17 protein-coding genes, 1 tRNA gene and 1 pseudogene are annotated in these 20,683 nt (G+C 71.8%); 10 read left to right on the top strand and 9 right to left on the bottom strand.

Annotated elements, in window-relative coordinates:
* Nucleotides 1–2: 2 nt before the first annotated feature.
* Nucleotides 3–416 (bottom strand): winged helix-turn-helix transcriptional regulator, encoded by a 414-nt coding sequence (locus A3CQ_RS63585; protein ID WP_020510284.1) that lies wholly within the window; start codon nt 414–416, stop codon nt 3–5.
* Between the two features lie 49 nt (nt 417–465).
* On the opposite strand from A3CQ_RS63585, the gene A3CQ_RS0107385 reads away from it, so the two are divergent.
* From A3CQ_RS0107385 to nrfD, 4 genes and pseudogenes are all read left to right on the top strand, one after another.
* Entirely contained in the window at nt 466–1,239 is a 774-nt protein-coding gene (locus tag A3CQ_RS0107385) for a Rossmann-fold NAD(P)-binding domain-containing protein (RefSeq protein WP_040431851.1), read from the top strand.
* Nucleotides 1,240–1,249: 10 nt separating this feature from the next.
* Nucleotides 1,250–4,492: pseudogene (gene fdh, locus A3CQ_RS0107395) on the top strand (formate dehydrogenase); the annotation flags it as partial.
* Nucleotides 4,488–5,366 (top strand): 4Fe-4S dicluster domain-containing protein, encoded by an 879-nt coding sequence (locus A3CQ_RS0107400; RefSeq protein WP_020510288.1) that lies wholly within the window; start codon nt 4,488–4,490, stop codon nt 5,364–5,366. The pseudogene fdh and the gene A3CQ_RS0107400, both read left to right, overlap by 5 nt.
* Nucleotides 5,363–6,304: an NrfD/PsrC family molybdoenzyme membrane anchor subunit gene (gene nrfD, locus A3CQ_RS0107405; protein WP_020510289.1), complete on the top strand. Its 942-nt coding sequence runs from the start codon at nt 5,363–5,365 to the stop codon at nt 6,302–6,304. Before A3CQ_RS0107400 ends, nrfD begins: the two co-directional genes overlap by 4 nt.
* A gap of 105 nt (nt 6,305–6,409) precedes the next feature.
* Here nrfD and selD read toward each other — a convergent pair whose 3' ends face one another.
* A complete protein-coding gene (gene selD / locus A3CQ_RS0107415; RefSeq protein WP_020510291.1) occupies nt 6,410–7,417 on the bottom strand; it encodes a selenide, water dikinase SelD in 1,008 nt (335 codons plus the stop codon).
* A gap of 32 nt (nt 7,418–7,449) precedes the next feature.
* Between selD and A3CQ_RS0107420 the strand changes: the two genes are divergently transcribed.
* Nucleotides 7,450–7,545: transfer RNA gene (locus A3CQ_RS0107420), tRNA-Sec, on the top strand.
* A gap of 203 nt (nt 7,546–7,748) precedes the next feature.
* Nucleotides 7,749–7,901, top strand: coding sequence for a hypothetical protein (locus A3CQ_RS51845; RefSeq protein WP_020510292.1), 153 nt, complete (start codon nt 7,749–7,751; stop codon nt 7,899–7,901).
* A gap of 130 nt (nt 7,902–8,031) precedes the next feature.
* Here the strand turns inward: A3CQ_RS51845 and A3CQ_RS0107430 are convergent, their stop codons facing one another.
* Complete coding sequence (locus A3CQ_RS0107430; RefSeq protein ID WP_020510293.1) at nt 8,032–8,457, bottom strand: nuclear transport factor 2 family protein; 426 nt, start codon at nt 8,455–8,457, stop codon at nt 8,032–8,034.
* Nucleotides 8,458–8,547: 90 nt separating this feature from the next.
* Between A3CQ_RS0107430 and A3CQ_RS0107435 the strand changes: the two genes are divergently transcribed.
* The 3 genes from A3CQ_RS0107435 to A3CQ_RS0107445 all read left to right on the top strand — a co-directional run bounded on the left by A3CQ_RS0107435 (nt 8,548) and on the right by A3CQ_RS0107445 (nt 11,607).
* Nucleotides 8,548–8,919 (top strand): YciI family protein, encoded by a 372-nt coding sequence (locus A3CQ_RS0107435; protein ID WP_020510294.1) that lies wholly within the window; start codon nt 8,548–8,550, stop codon nt 8,917–8,919.
* A 53-nt stretch (nt 8,920–8,972) separates the two neighbouring features.
* The gene (locus A3CQ_RS0107440; protein WP_020510295.1) at nt 8,973–10,160 is read left to right on the top strand and encodes an RNA polymerase sigma factor; all 1,188 of its coding nucleotides are present in this window, start codon (nt 8,973–8,975) and stop codon (nt 10,158–10,160) included.
* Between the two features lie 76 nt (nt 10,161–10,236).
* A complete protein-coding gene (locus tag A3CQ_RS0107445; RefSeq protein WP_020510296.1) occupies nt 10,237–11,607 on the top strand; it encodes a pyridoxal phosphate-dependent decarboxylase family protein in 1,371 nt (456 codons plus the stop codon).
* Nucleotides 11,608–11,700: 93 nt separating this feature from the next.
* Here the strand turns inward: A3CQ_RS0107445 and A3CQ_RS0107450 are convergent, their stop codons facing one another.
* From A3CQ_RS0107450 to A3CQ_RS0107475, 6 genes are all read right to left on the bottom strand, one after another.
* Nucleotides 11,701–12,888, bottom strand: coding sequence for an endo-1,4-beta-xylanase (locus A3CQ_RS0107450; protein WP_040431854.1), 1,188 nt, complete (start codon nt 12,886–12,888; stop codon nt 11,701–11,703).
* 358 nt (nt 12,889–13,246) lie between these two features.
* On the bottom strand, nt 13,247–13,402 hold the full coding sequence (locus A3CQ_RS60570) for a hypothetical protein (RefSeq protein ID WP_020510298.1): 156 nt from the start codon (nt 13,400–13,402) through the stop codon (nt 13,247–13,249).
* Between the two features lie 5 nt (nt 13,403–13,407).
* Nucleotides 13,408–13,914, bottom strand: a complete 507-nt coding sequence (locus tag A3CQ_RS0107460; protein ID WP_020510299.1) for a pyridoxamine 5'-phosphate oxidase family protein — start codon at nt 13,912–13,914, stop codon at nt 13,408–13,410.
* Nucleotides 13,915–14,069: 155 nt separating this feature from the next.
* The gene (locus A3CQ_RS0107465) at nt 14,070–14,585 is read right to left on the bottom strand and encodes a hypothetical protein (RefSeq protein WP_157295484.1); all 516 of its coding nucleotides are present in this window, start codon (nt 14,583–14,585) and stop codon (nt 14,070–14,072) included.
* A 47-nt stretch (nt 14,586–14,632) separates the two neighbouring features.
* Nucleotides 14,633–15,817 (bottom strand): monooxygenase, encoded by a 1,185-nt coding sequence (locus tag A3CQ_RS0107470; RefSeq protein ID WP_245577107.1) that lies wholly within the window; start codon nt 15,815–15,817, stop codon nt 14,633–14,635.
* Nucleotides 15,818–15,953: 136 nt separating this feature from the next.
* Nucleotides 15,954–17,264, bottom strand: coding sequence for a PQQ-binding-like beta-propeller repeat protein (locus A3CQ_RS0107475; RefSeq protein ID WP_020510302.1), 1,311 nt, complete (start codon nt 17,262–17,264; stop codon nt 15,954–15,956).
* Between the two features lie 141 nt (nt 17,265–17,405).
* On the opposite strand from A3CQ_RS0107475, the gene A3CQ_RS51850 reads away from it, so the two are divergent.
* Nucleotides 17,406–20,600, top strand: coding sequence for an AfsR/SARP family transcriptional regulator (locus A3CQ_RS51850; RefSeq protein WP_020510303.1), 3,195 nt, complete (start codon nt 17,406–17,408; stop codon nt 20,598–20,600).
* The last annotated feature ends 83 nt before the right edge of the window (nt 20,601–20,683 follow it).

Raw genomic sequence — 20,683 nt, forward strand, 5'->3', positions numbered from 1 at the left:
CATCAGCCATTGTCACCGAGCGGCCTGACGCCGAGGGGCGTCGAGGACGGCTGGTGACGGACGGCCCAGTCGGCCAGGGCCGACAGGGGCACGAGCAGGCTCTCGCCGAGCGGGGTCAGGCGGTACTCCACGCTGGGCGGGACGCTCGGGAAGACCGTGCGGGCGACGAGGCCGTCCGCCTCCAGGGTGCGCAGCGTCCGGGTGAGCATGCGCTGGCTGATGCCCTCGACGGCGCGGTGCAGCTCGTTGTAGCGGTACGGCCGCCGGCCCAGCAGGCTCAGGACCAGCAGCGTCCATTTGTCACCCACCCGGCGCATCAGCGACGTGACCGGGCAGGCGTCGTAGTCGCCGGCCGGGACGGGAGTGGGCAGGGCGTGGGCGCGCATCGAGGGCACATCGGTGTTCGTAGCGGACATCAAACTGCCTTCTTTCCCCGTTCCGCCCGGTCGCACCACGATCGTAGGCATGACCAGGACGATAGTGATCAGTGGCGGAACGGACGGGATGGGGCGCGCGATGGCGCTGGCGCGCTCCCGGCGGGGCGACGAGGTCATCACCCTCGGCAGCAATCCCGACAAAGGCCGGGATGTCCCCCATTTCCATCGGGTTGACCTCAGCGACGTCGACGACACCCGGCGGGTGATCGAGGCGATCAACGAGCGGTGGCCGAACGTCGACGCCCTCCTGCTGTTCGCCAACCGCCAGGCACCGAGACGGGTGGAGACGAAGCAGGGCCTCGAGCAGACCTTCGCCCTCTACTACCTGAGCCGCTATCTGCTGGGCAAGGGCCTGCGCCCCCGGCTGACGGTCAACGTCGCCGGAGTGGGCGTCACCAAGGGCACGATCCACTGGGACGACCTCCAGCTGGCCCACGGCTACAGCATGGTCAAGGCCCAGCTTCAGGCCGGCCGGTGCAACGACCTGCTCGGCGTGATCCAGAGCCCGGGCTACGTCCTCTACCACCCCGGCTTCACGCGCAGCGGCGACCTCACGCCGCTGCCGAAACCCCTGCGACTGGCCATCCGGATCGCCGCGAAGCTCAAGGGGCAGCCGATCGAACAGGCGATCCATCCGATTCACGATTGGATAGACCATCCGCCGGACGAGCCGCTCCTGGCGGTGGATCGTGGCCGGAAACTGCCGCTCGACCTGCCCACGCTGCGGCCGGCGGATGCCCGGAAATTGGCCGAGAAAACCGAACAACTGCTCACGAGTGCGGGCACCGCCCGGAGCCGCTAGGGTCGGATCCGTGGGCGTCCGGACCTGGATCGAGGGCTGGCCGGTCTACCGGCAGCTGACCGGGACCGACCCGCTGGGGCGTGGCGCGGCCGCGCAGTCCGAACGGTCCAAGGAACTGACCGCGCGCACCGGGACGGCCGATCGGATCGCCAAGTCGGTCTGCCCTTACTGCGCGGTCGGATGCGGGCAACGCATCTTCGTGAAGGACGAGAAGATCGTTCAGATCGAGGGGGACCCGGACAGCCCGGTCTCGCGCGGGCGGCTGTGTCCCAAGGGTTCCGCCAGCCTCAGCCTGGTCACCAGCGACCGCCGGCAGCGGCGCGTGCTCTACCGCAAGCCGTACGGGACGGAATGGGAAAGTCTCGATCTCGAGACGGCGATGGACATGATCGCCGACCGGGTGGTCGCCGCGCGCGACGCCACCTGGGAGGAGGAGGACGAGAAGGGCCGGCCGCTCAACCGGACGCTGGGCATCTCGAGCCTCGGCGGGGCCACGCTCGACAACGAAGAGAACTACCTGATCAAAAAACTGTTCACCGCCCTGGGCGCGATCCAGATCGAGAACCAGGCCCGTATTTGACACTCCTCCACCGTCCCCGGTCTGGGGACCTCCTTCGGCCGTGGCGGGGCCACCAGCTTCCTTCAGGATCTGGCCAACGCCGACTGCATCATCATCCAGGGCTCGAACATGGCCGAGGCGCACCCGGTGGGCTTCCAGTGGGTGGTCGAGGCGAAGAACCGCGGCGCGCGGATCTTCCACATCGACCCGCGGTTCAGCCGGACGAGCGCGCTCGCGCACACCCACGTGCCGATGCGGGCGGGCGCCGACATCGCGTTCCTGGGCGGGGTGATCAACTACATCCTCACCAACGAGAAGGACTTCCGGGAGTACGTCGTCGCGTACACGAACGCGTCGATGATCGTGAGCGAGGACTTCCGGGACACCGAGGAGCTGGACGGCCTGTTCTCCGGGTACGACACCGAGACGAACACGTACGTGCAGGCCAGCTGGGCGTACGAGGGAATGGAGCAGCACGACGAGCCGCACGCGGACACGGCCGAGCCGATGCGCCACGAGTCGCACGGTCCGCCGGTGCCGCGCGACTCGCCGCGGGATCCGACGCTTCAGCATCCGCGCTGCGTCTACCAGATCCTCAAACGGCACTACGCCCGCTACACCCCTGAGGTTGTCGAGCGCCTGTGTGGCGTACCCCAGGAGAAGTTCTTGGAGGTTTGTGCGGCCTGGACCGAGAACTCGGGCCGGGAGAGGACGACCGCCCTGGTCTATTCGGTGGGGTGGACCCAGCACAGCGTCGGCGTGCAGTACATCCGCACCGGCGCGATCATCCAGCTGCTGCTGGGGAACATGGGCCGGCCCGGCGGCGGGGTGCTCGCGCTGCGCGGCCACGCCAGCATCCAGGGCTCGACCGACATCCCGACGCTGTTCAACCTGCTGCCCGGCTACCTGCCGATGCCGCACCACGAGAAGCACGAGACCTTCGAGCAGTGGATCGACGCGATCCGGCACCCGGGGCAGAAGGGCTATTGGTCCAAGGCTGAGTCCTATGCGGTGAGCCTTTTGAAAGCCTATTTCGGGACGGCCGCCACCGAGGACAACGACTGGGGGTTCGACTGGCTGCCCCGGCTCACCGGCGATCACGGTACGTACCGGCAGGCGCTCGACATGATCGACGGCAAGATCCGCGGGTACTTCCTGCTCGGGCAGAACCCGGCCGTCGGGTCGGCGAACGGCCGCGCGCAACGCCTGGGCATGGCCAATCTCGAATGGCTCGTGGTCCGCGACCTCTACATGATCGAGAGCGCGACGTTCTGGAAGGGCGGGCCCGAGGGCCCGACCGGCGAGATCGTGCCCGAGCGGTGCCGCACCGAGGTGTTCTTCATGCCGGCCGCGTCGCATGCCGAGAAGGAGGGCACGTTCACCCAGACCCAGCGGATGCTGCAGTGGCGGGAGAAGGCGGTCGATCCGCCGGGCGACGCGCGCAGCGAGCTGTGGTTCTTCTACCACCTCGGCAAGCGGGTCCGGGAGCGGCTGGCCGGCTCGACGCTGCCGCGCGACCAGGCGATCCGCAATCTCACCTGGGACTACGATCTCATCGGCGCGCGCGGCGACGAGCCCGACGCCGCGGACGTGCTCAAGGAGATCAACGGGTACGACCTGACCACCGGTCGCCTGCTCTCGACCTTCAACGAGATGAAGCCGGACGGGTCGACGTCGGGCGGCTGCTGGATCTACACCGGCGTGTTCAAGGACGGCGTCAACCAGGCCGCCCGCCGCAAACCGGGGCGGGAGCAGAACTGGGTCGCGCCCGAGTGGGGCTGGGCGTGGCCGGCGAACCGCCGCACGCTCTACAACCGAGCCTCGGCCGACCCGGACGGCAACCCGTGGTCGGAGCGCAAACGGTATGTCTGGTGGGACAATGCCGCGGGCGAATGGACTGGCCACGACGTGCCCGACTTCGAGAAGACGAAGCCGCCCTCGTACCGGCCGCCGGAGGACGCGACCGGAGTGGCGGCGATCGCCGGGGACGACGCGTTCATCATGCAGGGCGACGGGAAGGGCTGGCTCTACGCGCCGTCCGGGCTGATCGACGGGCCGATGCCGACCCATTACGAGCCGGCCGAGTCGATGGTGCGCAACCCGCTGTACGGCCAGCAGTCCAATCCGACCCGGAAGGTGTATGACCGGGATGACAATCTGACCAATCCCAGCCCGCCGGAAAAGCACAGCGAGGTCTTCCCGTACGTCTTCTCGACGAGCCGCCTCACCGAGCACCACACGGCCGGCGGCATGAGCCGGCAGCTCGCGTACCTCTCCGAGCTGCAGCCGGAGATGTTCGTCGAGGTCTCCCCCGAGCTCGCCGCCGAACGCGGGCTCACCCACCTCGGCTGGGCGCACATCGTCACGGCGCGCGCGGCCATCGAGGCGAAGGTGCTGGTCACCTCCCGGCTCACGCCGCTGCGGATCGAGGGCCGCACGATCCACCAGCTCTGGCTGCCCTACCACTGGGGCTCGGAGGGCCTGGTCACCGGGGACTCCGCCAACGACCTGATCGGCATCACGCTGGACCCGAACGTGCTGATCCAGGAGAGCAAGGTCGGCACCTGCGACATCCAGCCCGGACGCCGTCCGATCGGAAAAGCCTTGCTCGCGTACGTCGAGGGGTACCGCCGCCGCGCCGGGTTGTTCCCGGGGCATCACACACCGATCGTCACCACCGAGGACGCCGATGGGTAACAGCCTGTACGGCCCGCTCGACCCCGCGCCCGACGCCGGGTACGAGAACGCGCCGCCGCGGATGGGCTTCTTCACCGACACCTCGGTCTGCATCGGATGCAAGGCCTGCGAGGTGGCCTGCAAGGAGTGGAACGCGGTTCCCGACGACGGGTTCGACCTGCTCGGGCAGTCGTACGACAACACCGGCGGCCTGTCGGCGAACACGTGGCGGCACGTGGCGTTCATCGAGCAGCCCTCGGAGCCGGTCTTCCTCGGCATGCCCGGCTCGGATCTCCCCGGTCGCGCGGAGGACGCGGAGCGCACCGACTTCCGCTGGCTGATGATGTCGAACGTGTGCAAGCACTGCACGCACGCCGGGTGCCTCGACGTGTGCCCGACCGGGGCGCTGTTCCGCACCGAGTTCGGCACGGTTGTGGTGCAGGAGGACATCTGCAACGGCTGCGGGTACTGCGTGGCGGCCTGCCCGTACGGCGTGATCGACCGGCGCGAGGGCGACGGCCGGGCGTGGAAATGCACGATGTGTTACGACCGGATCGGTGACGGGCTGACGCCGGCGTGCGCGCAGGCCTGTCCGACCCAGTCCATTCAGTACGGAGAGCTCGACGTGCTCCGTCTCGCCGCGACCGAGCGGGTCGAGAAGCTGCGGGCCGAGGGCGTCGCGTCGGCCCGGCTCTACGGGCACGACGAAGAGGACGGTGTGGGCGGGGACGGCGCGTTCTTCCTGCTGCTCGACGAGCCCGAGGTGTACGGTCTGCCCCCGGACCCGGTGGTGACGACGAAGGATCTGCCCGACATGTGGAAGCGAGCGGGACTGGCCGCGCTGACGATGGCCGGCGCGGTGGTCGTGGCGTTCCTGGGGCGGCGGCCGTGAGCCCCCGCGGCGACCGGCCGATGGTGCCCCGGGCCGACTTCAAGTCGTACTACGGGCGGCCGATCGTGCGGCCGGCGCCGTGGACGCACGACGTCGCGGCGTACCTGTTCACCGGGGGTCTCGCGGCCGGTTCGGCGCTGCTGGCGGCGGGCGGGCAGGCGACCCGGCGGCCCCGGCTGCGGCGGGCCGGACGGATCACGGCGCTGGGCGCGCTGGCCGCCAGCGGCTACTTCCTGGTCGCCGACCTGGGCCGGCCGGAGCGGTTCCACCACATGCTGCGGGTCGCCAAGCCGACCTCGCCGATGTCGACGGGTGTCTGGGTGTTCTCGGCGTTCGGGGTGGCGGCCGGTGCGGCGGCGGTGGCCGAGGCGGCGCCGCTCGTGCCGTCCAGGTTCGCCCGGAAGGTGCTGCCCCCGGTCGGCGCGGTGGCGGGCCTGGGCGCGGCGGCCGTCGCTCCCGCCCTGGCCACGTACACGGCCGTGCTCCTGTCGGACACCGCGGCGCCGAGCTGGCATGCCGCGTACCCGGAAATGCCCTTTGTCTTTGCCGGCAGTGCCCTCGCGAGCGGTGCGGGCGTCGGGCTGATCGCGGATCCGGCGCCGCCGGCCCGGCGGATGGCCGTGCTGGGCGCGGCCCTCGAGCTCTACGGCGCGCGGCGGATCGAGACCACGAAGGGGCTGCTCAGCGAGCCCTACACGACCGGGCGGGCGGGCCGGCTGCTGCGCGCGGGCCGGGCGCTGACCGCGCTGGGCGTCGCCGGGGCGGTGCTCGGCCGCGGCAATCGAGTCGTGTCGGCGCTCTCCGGGTTGTCGCTGCTCACGGCGTCGGCGCTGACCCGGTTCGGCATCTTCGACGGCGGGATCGCCTCGGCGAAGGACCCGCGGTACACGGTGGTGCCGCAGCGCGAGCGGCTGTCCCGCCGCAATTCTCCCGACTAATCTTCGCGGCGTGGGGGAATGGCTGGCCACCGTGCGGTTTCCGGACGACCTCTTCGCCGAGGACGCGGCCGGCACCGTCTGCCGGGACTGCCTGGTGGCGACGCTTTAACGGACCAGCAGGGTGGTGCCGTCGTCGCGGGCGGGCAGCAGCTCCCCCACGACCGGGTGGCCGGGGATCTCGCCGGCGATGAGGAGGCCGCCCGAGGTCTGCGCGTCGGCGAGCAGGAGCAGCTCGTCCTCGGTGGTCGCGCCGGCGTCGAGGTGCGGGCGCACCCAGTCGAGGTTGCGCCGGGTCCCGCCGCTCACGTAGCCGTCGGCGAGGGCCTGCCGCGCGCCCGGCAGGTAGGGCACGGCGCTCGCGTCGATCCGGGCCGTGAGCCCGCCGGCCCGGGCCAGCTTGTGCAGGTGGCCGAGCAGCCCGAACCCGGTCACGTCGGTCGCGCACACCACGCCCGCCTTGAGCGCCGCCTCGGACGCGTCCCGATTCAGCGTGGTCATCGCGGCGATCGCCTCGGGGAACACCTCGCCGGTCGCCTTGTGCCGGCTGTTCAGCACGCCGATCCCGAGGGGTTTGGTCAGCGTGAGCGGCAGCCCCGCCCGGCCGGAGTCGTTGCGCATCAGGCGCTCCGGGTCCGCGACGCCGGTCACCGCCATGCCGTACTTGGGCTCCGGGTCGTCCACGCTGTGCCCGCCGGCCACGTGACAGCCGCCCTCCCGCGCCACGTCGAGGCCGCCGCGCAGCACCTCGGCCGCCAGCTCCATCGGCAGCAGGTCCCGCGGCCAGCACAGCAGGTTCACGGCGACGACGGGCGTTCCACCCATCGCATAGACATCGGAGAGAGCATTCGCCGCGGCGATCCTTCCCCAGTCGTACGCGTCATCGACCACCGGCGTGAAGAAGTCCGCCGTGGCCACCACCGCCGTCCCGTTCGCGATCCGCACGACGGCCGCGTCATCCCCGTCATCCAGTCCGACCAGGAGCTCCCCCGTCCCGCCGACGGTGTCACCGACCAGCCCCGACACCACCGCCTCGAGTTCCCCCGGCGGAATCTTGCAGGCGCACCCGCCGCCGTGCGCGTATCCCGTGAGCCTTTTGATCGTCACCCCATCCACTTTGTCACGGCTCGCCGGTCTAGGGTGATCGCGGAGGCGTTAAGGCGGCTGGTGCCCCTCGCAGTCTTCAAAACTGACGTGGCCCGGCATCCGGGTCAGGCGGGTTCGATTCCCGTCCGCCTCCGCCATCCTCGCCCTGGCCGCCGATCCAGCGCCGCCGACCCGGTCACGCGGGCCTCTCCGGGCCGGCGTATTGGTCAAACCGTCCGAACGCCAGCCACCGGATCTTCCGAGATGGTCGGAGGGTTTGGCCACGTGCGGCGATATCGTGCCTGGTGTGGCGGAGATGAGGCGGTGTCCGCGGTGCGGTCATCCGACTCGCGCCGACCGGATGGTGAAGGGGTTCGGTCGCGAGTGCGCGGTCCAGCTGGGCCTGGTCGGTCGCACGGCCGACATCGCCCACGAGGGCCCCGACCTGCTCGACGTGCTCGACGACCTCCTCGAGGACGCCTGCGACGGCGCCGACCGCCCGGCCGACCGCTGAGGCCTCCCGCACGCGCGACCGCTGCCGCCCGCCCGGCGTGGCGACCGCCGGCGGACAACTGAGGCCCGCCCGGCATGGCGACCGCCCGGCGGACAACTGCGGCCCGCCCGGGCGGCCGATGCGGCGGCCGTCAGGGTTCGAGGTCTACAGCCGCGCGGAGGGAGCCGTCCATCAGGAACGGGACCGAGTGGTGTTCGTGGGTAACCAGCCAGCGGCCGTCGATGCGGCGCAGGCCGAGCGTGACTCGATACCAGAGGGTGAACGGCTCGGTGGCGCCGCGCGGGGTGGCGGTCATCGCGTCGATGCTGGTGGCGAAGGCTACGTCGCCGTCGGCGGTGATTTCCAGGTGGGTCACCTGGCGCTGCGGCGGCGCCTCGAAGCCCTGCAGCCAGGCCTCCAGGCCCTTCGGGTCGTGGCCGTCGAGCGGGCCGCCCAGCGGCGGGGCGAGGGTGTAGGCGACCACCTCCGGCGCATTGTGTGCTTGCATGCCCGCTATGTCGCCGGCGGCCAAGCGCTCGGACCGGGCCAGGATGACGTTCCTGATCTCGTTGTTCATCTCGGAACCTCCTTGTGAAGGAAACTTCAGCCGGGACGTCGAAGCAACGCGGCCGGTTTCGACATCCTGGGTGAGCGAAAGGGAGCGAGCATGAAATATCTGATCCTCATTCAGTCCAACCCCCGCAGCCTGGCGGCGTGGGAGAAGATGTCCGACGCCGAGCGGATGGCGTTCGGCCGCGATCACCTGAAGCTTTCCGAGCAGATGGCGGACGCGGGCGTGCTGGTCGCCTCGGAGGGGCTGGCCGATCCGTCGCTGGCCACGTGGGTGTCGGTGCGCGACGGGCGCACGATCCCGTCCGACGGGCCGTTCGCCGAGGTCAAGGAGCATCTGGCCGGGTTCTACCTGATCGACTGCCCGGCGCTGGACGACGCGATCGAATGGGCGTCGCGGGTGCCGGACGCGCGCTACACCGAGGTGGAGGTTCGTCCGGTGCTCGACATGAGCGGATGGGAGTTCTGACCAATGCGCACGACTATCGGATGGGACGTCTGACCAATGCGCACGACAAAAGAATGGAACGTCTGACCGGCGTCGAGGACCTGCTGCGCACCGCGGCGCCGCAGGTCCTGGCGGCGGTCGCGCGGCGGTACGGCGACTTCGGCGCGGCCGAGGACGCGGTGCAGGAGGCGCTGATCGCGGCCGCCCGCCAGTGGCCGGACGAGGGCGTGCCGGACAACCCGGCCGCCTGGCTGATCCGGGTGGCGTCCCGCCGGCACATCGAGACGCTCCGCAGCGAGCAGGCGCGGCGCCGGCGCGAGGCGTTGCCGCCCGATCCTGCCCCGGCCGTACGCGGCGACGACGAGCTCACGCTGCTGCTGCTCTGCTGTCACCCAGCGCTGACCCCGCCCGCGCAGGTCGCCCTCACGCTGCGCGCGGTCGGCGGCCTGACCACGGCCGAGATCGCCCGGGCGCTGCTGATTCCGGAGAAGACGGTCGGCCAGCGGATCAGCCGCGCCAAGCAGCGGATCCGGGAGGCGGGCGCGCGGTTCGTGCTGCCGCCGGCCGAGGAGATCGGGGAGCGGCTGGCCGGCGTACGGCAAGTCCTGTATTTGATCTTCAATGAGGGGTCGACCGCCAGCTCGGGGACGTCGCTGCATCGGCTCGAGCTGAGCGGGGAGGCCATCCGGCTGACGCGGCAGCTGCGGGCGCTGCTGCCCTCCGACGGCGAGGTCGCCGGGCTGCTGGCGCTGATGCTGCTGACCGATGCGCGGCGACCGGCTCGGACTCGGCCGGACGGCGCCCTGGTGCCGCTGGCCGATCAGGACCGATCGCGGTGGGACCGAACGGCCATCGCGGAGGGCATTTCGATCATTACCGACGCGTTGCAGCGCTTCCCGGTCGGATCGTTCCAGGTGCAGGCGGCGATCGCGGCCGTTCACGACGAGGCGCCGACCGCCGAGGCCACCGACTGGGCCCAGATCCTGGAGCTGTACCGGCTGCTGGCGGTCCTCTCCCCCGGGCCGATGGTGACGCTCAACCGGATCGTTGCGCTGGCCGAGGTGGACGGGCCGCTCGTGGCGCTGAAGGCGCTCGACGCCGCCGAGATCGGCCACTACCGGGTCGCCGCGGTCCGGGCGCACCTTCTGGAACGTTCCGGTTCGCTCGACGCGGCCCGGGAGGAGTACCGGACGGCCGCGCGGCTCACCCTCAGCCTGCCCGAGCGGCGATATCTGGAGGCCCGGGCGGCGCGGCTGGCGTGAACCGGGAGCAGACCGGACCTGCCGGAACGGCGACAACCTGGGGGCACGAGCGCCGCGGCCGGCGTAAACCTTGGGTATGCCGGAGTGGAAAGAAGTACTCGACGAAGCCAGCCAGTACGCCGTCCGCTACCTCGACGGCCTGCCCGACCGCCGGGTCGGTAGCAGCGCGACCCTCGCCGATCTGCGCGCCACGCTCGATGTCCCGCTGCCCGCGCATCCGCAGCCGGCGCGGGAGGTGATCGCCGACCTGGCCCTGGCCGCCGACCCCGGGGTGGTGGCGTCGTCCAGCGGGCGGTTCTTCGGGTTCGTCGTCGGCGGGGCCACGCCCGCGGCCCTCGCCGCCGACTGGCTGACCTCGGTCTGGGACCAGAACGCGGGGCTCTACGTGCTCGGGCCGGCCGCGGCCGTGGTGGAGGAGGTCGCCGGGCGGTGGCTGGCCGAGCTGCTCGGTCTTCCGCCGACGGTCTCGGCCGGGTTCGTGACCGGGGCGCAGATGGCGAACTTCACCGGGCTGACGATCGCGCTGCACGAGGTGCTCCGGCGGGCCGGGTGGGAGGTCGCCTCGGCCGGGTTGTGGGGCGCGCCGCGGGTGCGGGTGCTGGCCGGGCGGGGACGGCACGGCACGATCGACCGGGCGCTGCGGTTCCTCGGGGCCGGGGTCGACGCGATCGTCGAGGTCGACATGGACGATCAGGGCCGGATGCGACCGGATGCGCTCGCCTCCGCCCTGGCGGTCGACGACGGTCCGGCGATCGTCTGTGCCCAGCTCGGGAACGTGAACAGCGGAGCGATGGACCCGGTCGGCGAGATCTGCGATCTGGCCCACGCGCGCGGGGCGTGGGTGCACGTCGACGGCGCGTTCGGCCTGTGGGCGGCGGCCAGTCCCCGGCTGCGCCCGCTCGTCGACGGGGTCGCGCGCGCGGACTCGTGGACCACCGACGCACACAAGTGGCTCAATGTCCCGTACGACTCGGGTCTGGTCTTTTGTGCGCACCCGGCGGCGCACCGCGCGGCGATGGGAGCACGGGCCGGCTATCTCGTGCACGGCGCCGACGGCGAGCGGGACGCGCTCGACTACGGTCCGGAACACTCCCGGCGGGCGCGCGGCTTCGCGGTGTACGCGGCGATCCGCGCCCTCGGCCGCGAGGGGATCGCCGAGATGATCGAGCGGTGCTGCGCGCACGCGACCCGATTCGCCGAGCGGCTGGCCGCGTCCGGAAAGGCCGAGATCCTCGGCGAGGTGGTGCTCAACCAGGTGCTCGTTCGGTTTCCCGGCGACGACGACCGGAACCGGGCGGTGATCGAGCGGGTTCAGCAGGAGGGGACCTGCTGGATGAGCGGCACGACGTGGCAGGGGCGGGCCGCGATGCGCATCTCCGTGTCGAACTGGTCGACGACCGAGGAGGACGTTGATCGCTCAGTCGACGCGATCCTGCGCTGCCTGTGACACCGTCGGCGCGCGGCGCCTCGCGGCTGTAGCAATCGCCACGGACCGGGCCCCGCGTGACGGCGGGCCCGGTCCGATCTTGGTGCGTGCCGGTCAGTGACCGCCACCGGGGCGCCGGGGCGCACCGCTGGCGCTGAGCCTCAGGTCCTGCTGGAGGGTGGTGTACGCGGTCTTCGGTTGCAGGTTGGTGTCGTGGAGCGTCGCGTAACCCTCACCGGTGAACACACCCGGCACCCACGAGTCGGCGTCGTCCACGCCCCAGATGGTGAACGAGAGGCAGCTGCTCACCGCGAGGCAGGCCTTGAGCATCTGGTCGAACTCGAACGGCTGGGCGAACTGCGCCAGGCTGTCGGTCGGAGTCTGCAGGCTGTCGGTGGTCTCCACGAAGGTGCGGACGTCGGCCTCGGTGATGGCCACCTTCACCCCCAGGCTGGCGTAGCGAGCCAGGTCGTCCTGCAGCTTGGCACCGCTGAAGCCGTACTGCGTGTCCAGGTGGCCCTGGTTGCCGACGCCCTGGATCGGCACGCCCTGGGCCCGCACGGACTTGACCCACGCGTACACCGCGTCGGCCTTGGCGTTGGTGCCGTCCTCGCCGCCGATGTTGAAGTCGTTGTAGAACAGCAACGCGTGCGGGTCGGCCTGGTGCGCCCAGCGGAACGCGTCGGCGACGATGCCCACACCCAGGTGGGACACCCAGAAGTTGTCACCGTTCATGCCGTTGGGCAGCGGGTTCGGGTCCCAGGCGTTCGCGAACACCTCGTTGGCCACGTCCCACTGCCAGATCTTGCCCCGGAAGTGGCCTGCCTCGTCGAAGATGTGCCGCTTGAGGATGTCACGCAGCTGGGCGTTGCTGATCGTTCCGTTGCTCACGCCGGTCGTCAGCCAGCCGGGGAGCTGGTTGTGCCAGAGCAGGGTGTGGCCACGTACCAGCTGGTTGTGCTGCTGGGCGAAGCTGACCAGCTGATCGGCCGGGGCGAAGTTGAGCTGGCCCTGGGTCGGCTCGATGACTTCCCACTTCATCACGTTCTCGGGAGTGACCGTCGAGTATTGGTTGGCCACGAGCGAGGTGTACGTGGCGTCGACATTGAGCTTGTCCATGTTGACCGCGTTGCCGATGCGGAGATTGATCGGAGCCGCCAGGGCGCCGAGTGAATCGGCGGGCGGATGGAACCGGGAAGGCGCACTGGCCGGCGTGCCCAGGGCGTAGGCGGCGGACCCGCCCGTCAGTACGACAGCCGCGGCGGCGGCCACGACAGCCACGATCCGATGTGTTCTTCTCACGCTGCTCTCCTTCGGTTCACGGCCGGGCGGCGCGCGTCGGCCGCTGTGTGCGGACAATCGCCTGCCCACGGGTCAAATGATCAATCGACGGCGATGGCGTGCGTTGAGCTGTGGGGAGTCTCGCCAATTCCGGAAGTTTCGGGGTTGTTACGGAACTCTTTCGGGGTTGGACATTAGGACGCGACAGCAGCTCTCGTCAATGGATTCAGGAGGTTGCCTGCGATGTGGCGACCGCGGGCGGCAGACGTGCGCCCTCCGTCGCCCCCTGTGCCCGCCGGTGACGCGGTACGGCCGCTGCGTGGTTTCGTAACTTTCGTGGCCGGTGCCCAGATATGCGGGAGCGGCGGGCCGGTAGCTCCTACCGGGTGATTTCGACGGCGTCGACGAGCTTGTGGAGGGTGGACTCTCCCTCGCCGACCGCCGCGACGTCCCAGCCGGCGCCGGGTGAGTAGAACGACCAGCGGACGAGCAGCTTGCCGCCGGTCGCGAGCGCGGCTCGGATGGTCCCGAGCACCTACTTCAGGAATTGTTGAATCGGTACCGCGTCTGACTGTGCGGCTTCTTGCCGAAGGCCAGCACCTTCGCCGGTCGTACCGCGAAAACCAGGGCGATGTGGCCGGCTCCGTCGTCGAAGGTGTCGTCGAGCACCCGGTAGTCCCAGTCGTGCCGGGCCTTCCACAGCGCGGCCAGTTCGACCAGCCGGGCGTGGCCGGTGATCCGCTCGGCGCGGCCCTCGACGACCACGTCCGTGCCGTCGTGCAGCTTGTCCGTGCCGGTGGACAGCGCGCAGTGCGGGTTACGGCGCAGGTTGGCGGCCTTCTGCTCCTGGTCTCCGGTGCAGATGTGCAGGGCGCCGCCGTCCCACACCGCCGGCAGCGGGGTGACGTGCGGCCGGCCGTCGGGCCGCACGGTGGACAGCCAGAAGATCTCCGCCGAAGCGAGAATCCGCTCGACATCGGACCATGGCACCGCCTCGGCGGTGGGCTCGCTGAACGCGGCGTGGAGCTCGGGCGTCGGTTCTGTCATCGGTTGCCTCCCTCTTGACGTGTACCCCGCCATCTTGACGACGAACGCGTCGCGGCTGGATGAACCGGGGTTGTGTACGGCTCGGCGGCCAGCCGGTCGAGGTGGGATGCACGGCACCGGCGCCGCGCGCTGTCGATGGCAGAACAATTTCCTGCTCACATGAACGGATAGTCAAACCAAATCAGAGCGACGAGGAACAGGGCGAGCTGGGCGAGCGAGCCGATCCCCAACGAGATCATCAGGGTTTTCGACCCCCGCATGCCTCGCATCGGCGGGTTGGCGAGCATCCTGTTTCGCTCGTTCGGTTCCATCTCCTGTGCGGGATTGATCCAGGAGTACACGAGTGGATATTTGGTCATGACGAAGGTCCGGGCGACAGTGACCTCGCGGGGAAGGAGCCTTTCCTCGCTTCGTACGGCGACGTAGACCATGGGCAGTCCGTTGGACAGGACCAACAGCAGGACGAACGCGATGCCCACCGGCGCCAGGCTCGCGATGAGGAGCGGTACCGCTTTCTTCTGGGCCAGACCGTAGCCGAACAGCAAGCCGTCGATCGCTATCAGGAAACCCGCACATTGGACGAACAGCGTTGTCAGGTGCCGGAATGTCTCGATTGCCTGCTGCATCTGGACGCGGAGCGCGTCTCGATCTTCAGGTTCGTCAGGAGTCACCACGGAAGGCTATGACGTCGCCACCGGCCTACGAAGGCAGCCTGCCCTCACCCCAGCGACGTGCCGATCAGCAGACCCAGGCACATCTCGTCGGCGGTGCCGTCGCCCCAGACCACGTAGCGCGGTGGTAGCTGACGCAGCTGCGGCAGCAGTTTGCGCAGGCCGGCGTCGTGGGTGCAGGTCACTCGGAGCGTGTCGCCCTGCTTGAGGTGCACCGGGGCGGGCAGCGGCCGGAGGGCCTGGTCGTCGAAGTTGTACTGCGGGATGTCGAGCAGGGTCTGGGCGCCGGCCGTCCCGGGGTTGAGCTCGATCTTGATGGATCGGCCGAGCAGATGCATGTGCCCGGCGGCGGCGTAGACCGTGGCGTCGCCCGGGATCGGATAGTCGCAGTGCTGGGCGTTTCCGGCGACCGGCTTGCCCGCGCTGCACTGCTGGAGCAGTCCGTCCTCGGTGCCGCCGACGTCCGGGCCGAAACGACGGCCGACGTCCTCGACCGCCGCGGCGCGGTCGCAGAGCGGACCGCTCTCCTGCGCGGTGCAGGGCAGCTCGATCGGGGCCGCCAGCTGGAACGTCTCCAGCGGCGTCATCGCGGCGCTGTCGCCGGCCAGGCGCAGCCGGATGCTCGACTGGTCGGTCGCGCCCGACTTCCCGCCGGTCGCCAGGAGGTTGTAGTGCACCTGCATGACCAGCTGGCTGCCGGGCGGCATCTCGTATCCCAGGTGGTCACCGAGCAGCACCTCGTTCGCCCCGGGCGCCCAGTGGGCCACCCACGAGTCGTCCGGGACGCCGGAGTCGCCGAAGCACTGCCAGCCTTCGCCGGGGGTGCTCTGGTCGAGAGCGCGGGCCTTGGCGACCTCCTCGGGAGCGATCCGGAAGAAGATCGCGTGATGCACGATGTCCGCGTTCTGCGGCAGGAACTGACTGCCCATCAGGTACGCCTTGGTGGTGAGCCGCGGATCCACCAGGAAGCAGCGGTATTCGTCGGTGCCACCGCCGGGGGCGACCGGCTTGTACGGCTGAGGCATCGTCAGCGTGAGGAAACGTTCACCGGCCCGCAGCGGCACCGGCGACGGCGGCGCGGCATTGTGGTGCCCGCTGTGGACCGCCGCGCTCGACGGCGCCGCGGCCGGCGGGTCACCGGTCGCGCCGCCGCACGCCGCGCCGGCTCCGGCCACGGCCACGACGACCACCACGGCCATGATCCTCTTGCTCGTCCCCGTTGCGCGTCCCACCCGTGCCTCCCCCAGTGCCGGCTCGCGCCCGGCGCGTTCGCCGGGCATCGGGCGTACCCACCCCGGATTCTCTCCGCGACGGGACCCGGGGCGCATCCGGGTTCATCCCTGGGTGCCTTCCCCCGAGACGCGGCGGTCAGGCCACGGCCACCACCGTCAGCCGGCCGTTGGTCGTCTGGCAGACCAGCCGGTCGCGCACGGCCACGCAGGTCCGGCCGGGGATGCTGTCGATCGAACCGCGAAGACTGCGGCCGCCGCCGCGCGAGTCCACCCGGTACACCGCGGTCCGGCCGGGCGGCGTCACGGTGTCACGCAGCAGGAACGTCGGCGTACCGGCCGTCGTGTCCCAGACCGGATAGCCGAAGCCGAGATCCGCCAGCACGGCCCCGGAGGCGGCATCGAGCAGACCCTCGCCGGCGCTGCGGACGTTCAGGGCGAGCAGTCGCCCGCCGGTGACCGCGGCGGCGTTGATCCACCCCTCGGCTCGCCAGCGGAGCTGTCCGGTGCCCAGGTCGTAGCCGCTGGTGGCGGTGCCGTCGTCGACGCACAGGACCGCGCCGCACAGGCGCGCCTCGCGGGCGGCGGGACCGCCGTCGACGGTCCACCGCGGGCGCAGGGTGGCCAGATCGACCGCCGACACGGTGAGCCGGCCGCCCTCGTTGCGTTTCAGGTAGAGGGCCGTGGCGTCGATCTGGACCGTGTCCGCGGTTCCGGCCGTGATCTCGTCGCGGCTCAGGGGAAGCCGCCCGCCGGAGACCCCGCCGCCGTCGGTCAGCCCGACCACCTCGGTCCGGCCGTCCGCACCCACCGTCACGAGATGTCCGGCGCCCGCGATCCAGTAGTCGGGGCGGCCGGCGGGACGCGTCCACTGCACCGCGCCGTCGGCTATCCGGACCTGCCGAAACGTCCTCGGCCGGCCGCCGCCCGGGTCGGCCTCGATCAGCAACGCGGTGGCCGCGTCGCGGTAGCCGACCCCGCCCGGGCTCCGCCAGCGCTCGTTGCCGGTGGCGGGGTCCAGCGCGAGCGTCGCCGCGGTGGCGTTGTCGGTCCTCCCCAGCCCGTCGACCTCCGCCCTGGTGATCCGGGCGTACGCGGACGGCAGCAGGAGCGACGCCACGTCGTCCGCGGTCGCGGCCGTCTGGTGCTCGAGCCGTCTCGACCAGCGCACCCGCCCGTCGGCCAGCGCGTACGCGGTCAGGTCCCACCCGCTGTTCAGCACGAACACGGTGTCGCCGCTGATCGAGTACTGGCTGAGGTCGGTGACGTCGATGCTCCAGATCGAGTGCAGCTGACGCGAGGGCTCGGGCCGCGCGGAGGCGCCGACGACCGCGAGGCCGACCACCGTGAGCAGCGCCAGCGCCACACGGAGCAGGCCCGGTGACATGATCGGCGGCTCGGGCTCCACGGCCGGGGCCGTCGTGACGTCGCCAAGCTCGATGGCGCTCACGCGCTCAGGCTAGACCGGCCCGGACCCGACCGGCGTCGTCCGGCCGGATGACCGGGCCCGGCGCCGGCGCCGGAGCGGGACCCCGGCGGCCCTTGACAGGGACCGGGCCCGGCGACAGCCTCGGGGCGTGGCGAGGGTCCGATGAGGTTCGGCCTGCTGGGTCCCCTGGCGGTGAGCGACGGGGAACGCCCGGTCCGGCTCACCGGCACGAAGCAGCATGCCCTGCTCGCGCTCCTCGCCCTGAACGCCGGCCGCCCGGTGCCCGCCGACCGGCTGATCGACGGTGTCTGGGGTGACGAGGGACCCCGGGACCTGGCGAACGCCCTGCAGCACCAGATCTCCCGGCTCCGCGCGGCCCTCGGCGGGGACCACGTCGCCCGGCGCGACCCGGGCTACGTCCTCGAGGTGCCGCCGGACGCGGTCGACGTCCGGCGATTCGAGCGGCTGGCGGGCGAGGGCCGGGCGGCGCTGCGCCGCGACGATCCCGGCGAGGCGGCGACCAGGCTGCGGGCGGCCCTCGCGCTGTGGCGGGGCGCGGCCCTGGAGGGTCTGCCCGGGCACGCCTGGGTGCAGGCCGAGGCGGCCCGGCTGGAGGGCCTGCGCCTGGACACCGTCGAGGACCGTGTCGACGCCGAGCTGGCCCTCGGCCGGCACGACCAGCTCGTCGCGGAGCTCGAGTCGCTGGCCGGCGAGCACCCGTTCCGCGAGCGGCTGTGGGGACAGCTGATGCTGGCCCAGTACCGCTGCGGACGGCAGATCGACGCGCTCGAGACCTTCCAGCGGGTACGCCGGCTGCTCGCCGGCGAACACGGCCTGGAGCCCGGCCCGCAGCTGCGGCAGCTGCAGTCCGACATCCTCGCGCACGCGCTCCCGGCGCCGGTCGTCGAGGAACCGCCCCGGCCGCACGTCACCGGGAACCTGCCGGCCCCGCTCACCTCGTTCATCGGCCGCCGCGACGAGCTGGTGGACCTGCGTGGCCGGGCCCGGGAGTCCCGGCTGCTGACGCTCACCGGTCCGCCCGGCGTCGGCAAGACCCGGCTGGCGATCGAGGTTGCCGCCGCCGAGTCGGGCGAGTTCCCGGACGGAACGTGGCTGGTGGAGCTGGCGCCGCTCACGGATGCCGGGACCGTCGCGCACGCGGTGGCCTCGACATTGGGCGTTCGCGACTCCGATGAGGACCTGCTCACGTACCTGCGGGACCGGCACCTGCTGCTGGTCCTCGACAACTGTGAACACCTGCTGCCCGGCGTCGCCCTGCTGGTGGACCGGATGCTGGCCGCGTGCCCCACGGTGCACGCCCTGGCCACCAGCCGGGAACCTCTCGGGATCGGGGGCGAGGCGCAATGGCACGTAGGCCCGCTGAGCCTGCCCGGCGCCGAGATCCGGGACCCGCGCGAGCTGCTCGGGTCGGAGGCGGTACGCCTGTTCGAGGACCGCGCGGTCGACGTGCTGCCGTCGTTCGTCATCACGCCGGAGACCGCACCGGTGATCGGGGCGCTGTGCCGGCGCCTCGACGGGTTGCCGCTCGCGATCGAGCTGGCGGCCGCGCGCGTACGGGCGCTGCCGGTCGGTCATATCGCCGCCGCGCTGGAGGACCGGTTCCGTTTCCTGGTGAACCGCAGCCGCACCGCGCCCCCGCATCGGCAGACGCTGCGGGCGGCGCTGGACTGGAGCTATGACCTGCTCGAGCCGGCGGAGCGGGCGGTCTTTCCCCGGCTGTCGGTGTTCGCCGGGAGTTTCTCGCTGGCGGCCGCGGCCGCCGTGTGCCACGGCCTCGACGGCCGGGACGAGTTGGTCGACCTGGTGACGGGCCTGGTGGACAAGTCGCTGCTGACGACCGAGCCGGACCCGGACGGCCTGCCCCGCTTCCGCATGCTGGAGACCATTCGCGAGTACGGCGGGGAACGGCTGGCCGATCAGGACGGCGCGCGGCGCGCACACCGCGAGTTCTACACCGGTCTCGCCGAGGCGGCCGAGGCCGGCGTCCGGCGCCGCGACTACCGCGCCTGGCACCGGCGGATCGCGGCCGACTACGACAACCTGCGCGCCGCCTCCGAGAACGCGCCGGCCGACGGGGAGGTCGTGGCGGCGCTGCGGATCGGGGCCGCGCTGTGGCTGTTCTGGGGCGCGGCCGACCGGCACGACGAGGGCCGCGCCTGGCTGGAGACGGCCCTCGCGGCGGCCGAAGCGGCGGCGGAACAGGTGCCCGCCGGGATACGGGCGGCCGGGTACACGACGCTGAGTTATCTGGCGGGCCAGCGCGACGACGTCGACCGGGCGATCCGGGCCGGCGAACGCGCGATCGCACTCGCCGGCGAGGCCGGCGACGCGTGGGAGACCGCCCGGGCCAAGCAGACCCTGGCCCTGGTCCTCGGCGCGGCCGGCGAGCCCGAGCGGGCGGCGACGCTGCTGGCCGAGGCCCGGGTGACCATGGTGGCGACCGATGACGACTTCTGGGTGTGCGGCTCGGACCTCATCGCCGCGACGGGCGCCGTCCGGGCCGGGCGGCTGGACGTGGTGCGGCAGCGGGGCGCTGAGATCCTCGTCCGCGCGCGCCGCGCCGGCTACGAGCCGTTCGAGAGCTGGGCCCGGCTCCTGCTGGCGGCGGCCGCGGAGCGCCGGGGCGACCTGACCACGGCGGCCGGCGAGTTGACGGAGGCCCTGGACCTGTCCGGGCGGCTCGGGCTGCCGCACTACGCCGCCTTTGTCCGCACCGAGCTCGGCCGCCTGGCGACGCTGGACGACGACCTGCCGCGGGCGCGGGCACTGCTGACCGAGGCGGTGACGGCGGCCGAGACGGGCGACAGCCCGTGGCACGCCGCGCTGGCCCGCTGCGGCCTGGCCGAGACGCTCCGGCTGTCCGGCGAGGAGGCGGCGGCCGAGGCGATCCTGCGCACGGTCCGCGCCTGGGGAGAGAGCCCCGACACCCGCCGGACCCGGGCGACGTTCTTCACCGCGCTCGCCGGGAGCCCGTACGCGCGCAGCCTGGCCGGCCTCGGCGCGCTCGCCGCCGCCCGCGGCGACACCCGCACTGCCGAACCGCTGCTGCTTGACGCCTTCGCCCGGGCGGACCGCTCTCAGGATCACGCAACCGCCGCGACCGCTCTCGAGGCCCTGGCCGCCACCGCCGAGCCCGAGCCGGCCGCGCTCCTGCTCGGCGCGGCCGGCGCCCACCGGGCCGCCACCGCCCACCCGCTGCGCGGCGCCCGGCGCGGCGACGTCGACCGGCTGATCGCCAAGGTGCGCGCGGGCCTGGGCGACGCGGCAACCGAGACGGCCCTCTCCACCGGGCGCCGGTTGTCCCCGCGCGACGCGATCGCCCGAACCCGCCGCTGACGTCAGCCGCGCCCACCCGGGCGCGGCCGCCGCGACGCGGCCGCCACGGTGCCGTAGCGGCCGAGCGACGCTGCCACGGGCAT

Source organism: Paractinoplanes globisporus DSM 43857 (assembly GCF_000379645.1).
Classification (GTDB): Bacteria; Actinomycetota; Actinomycetes; order Mycobacteriales; family Micromonosporaceae; genus Actinoplanes; species Actinoplanes globisporus.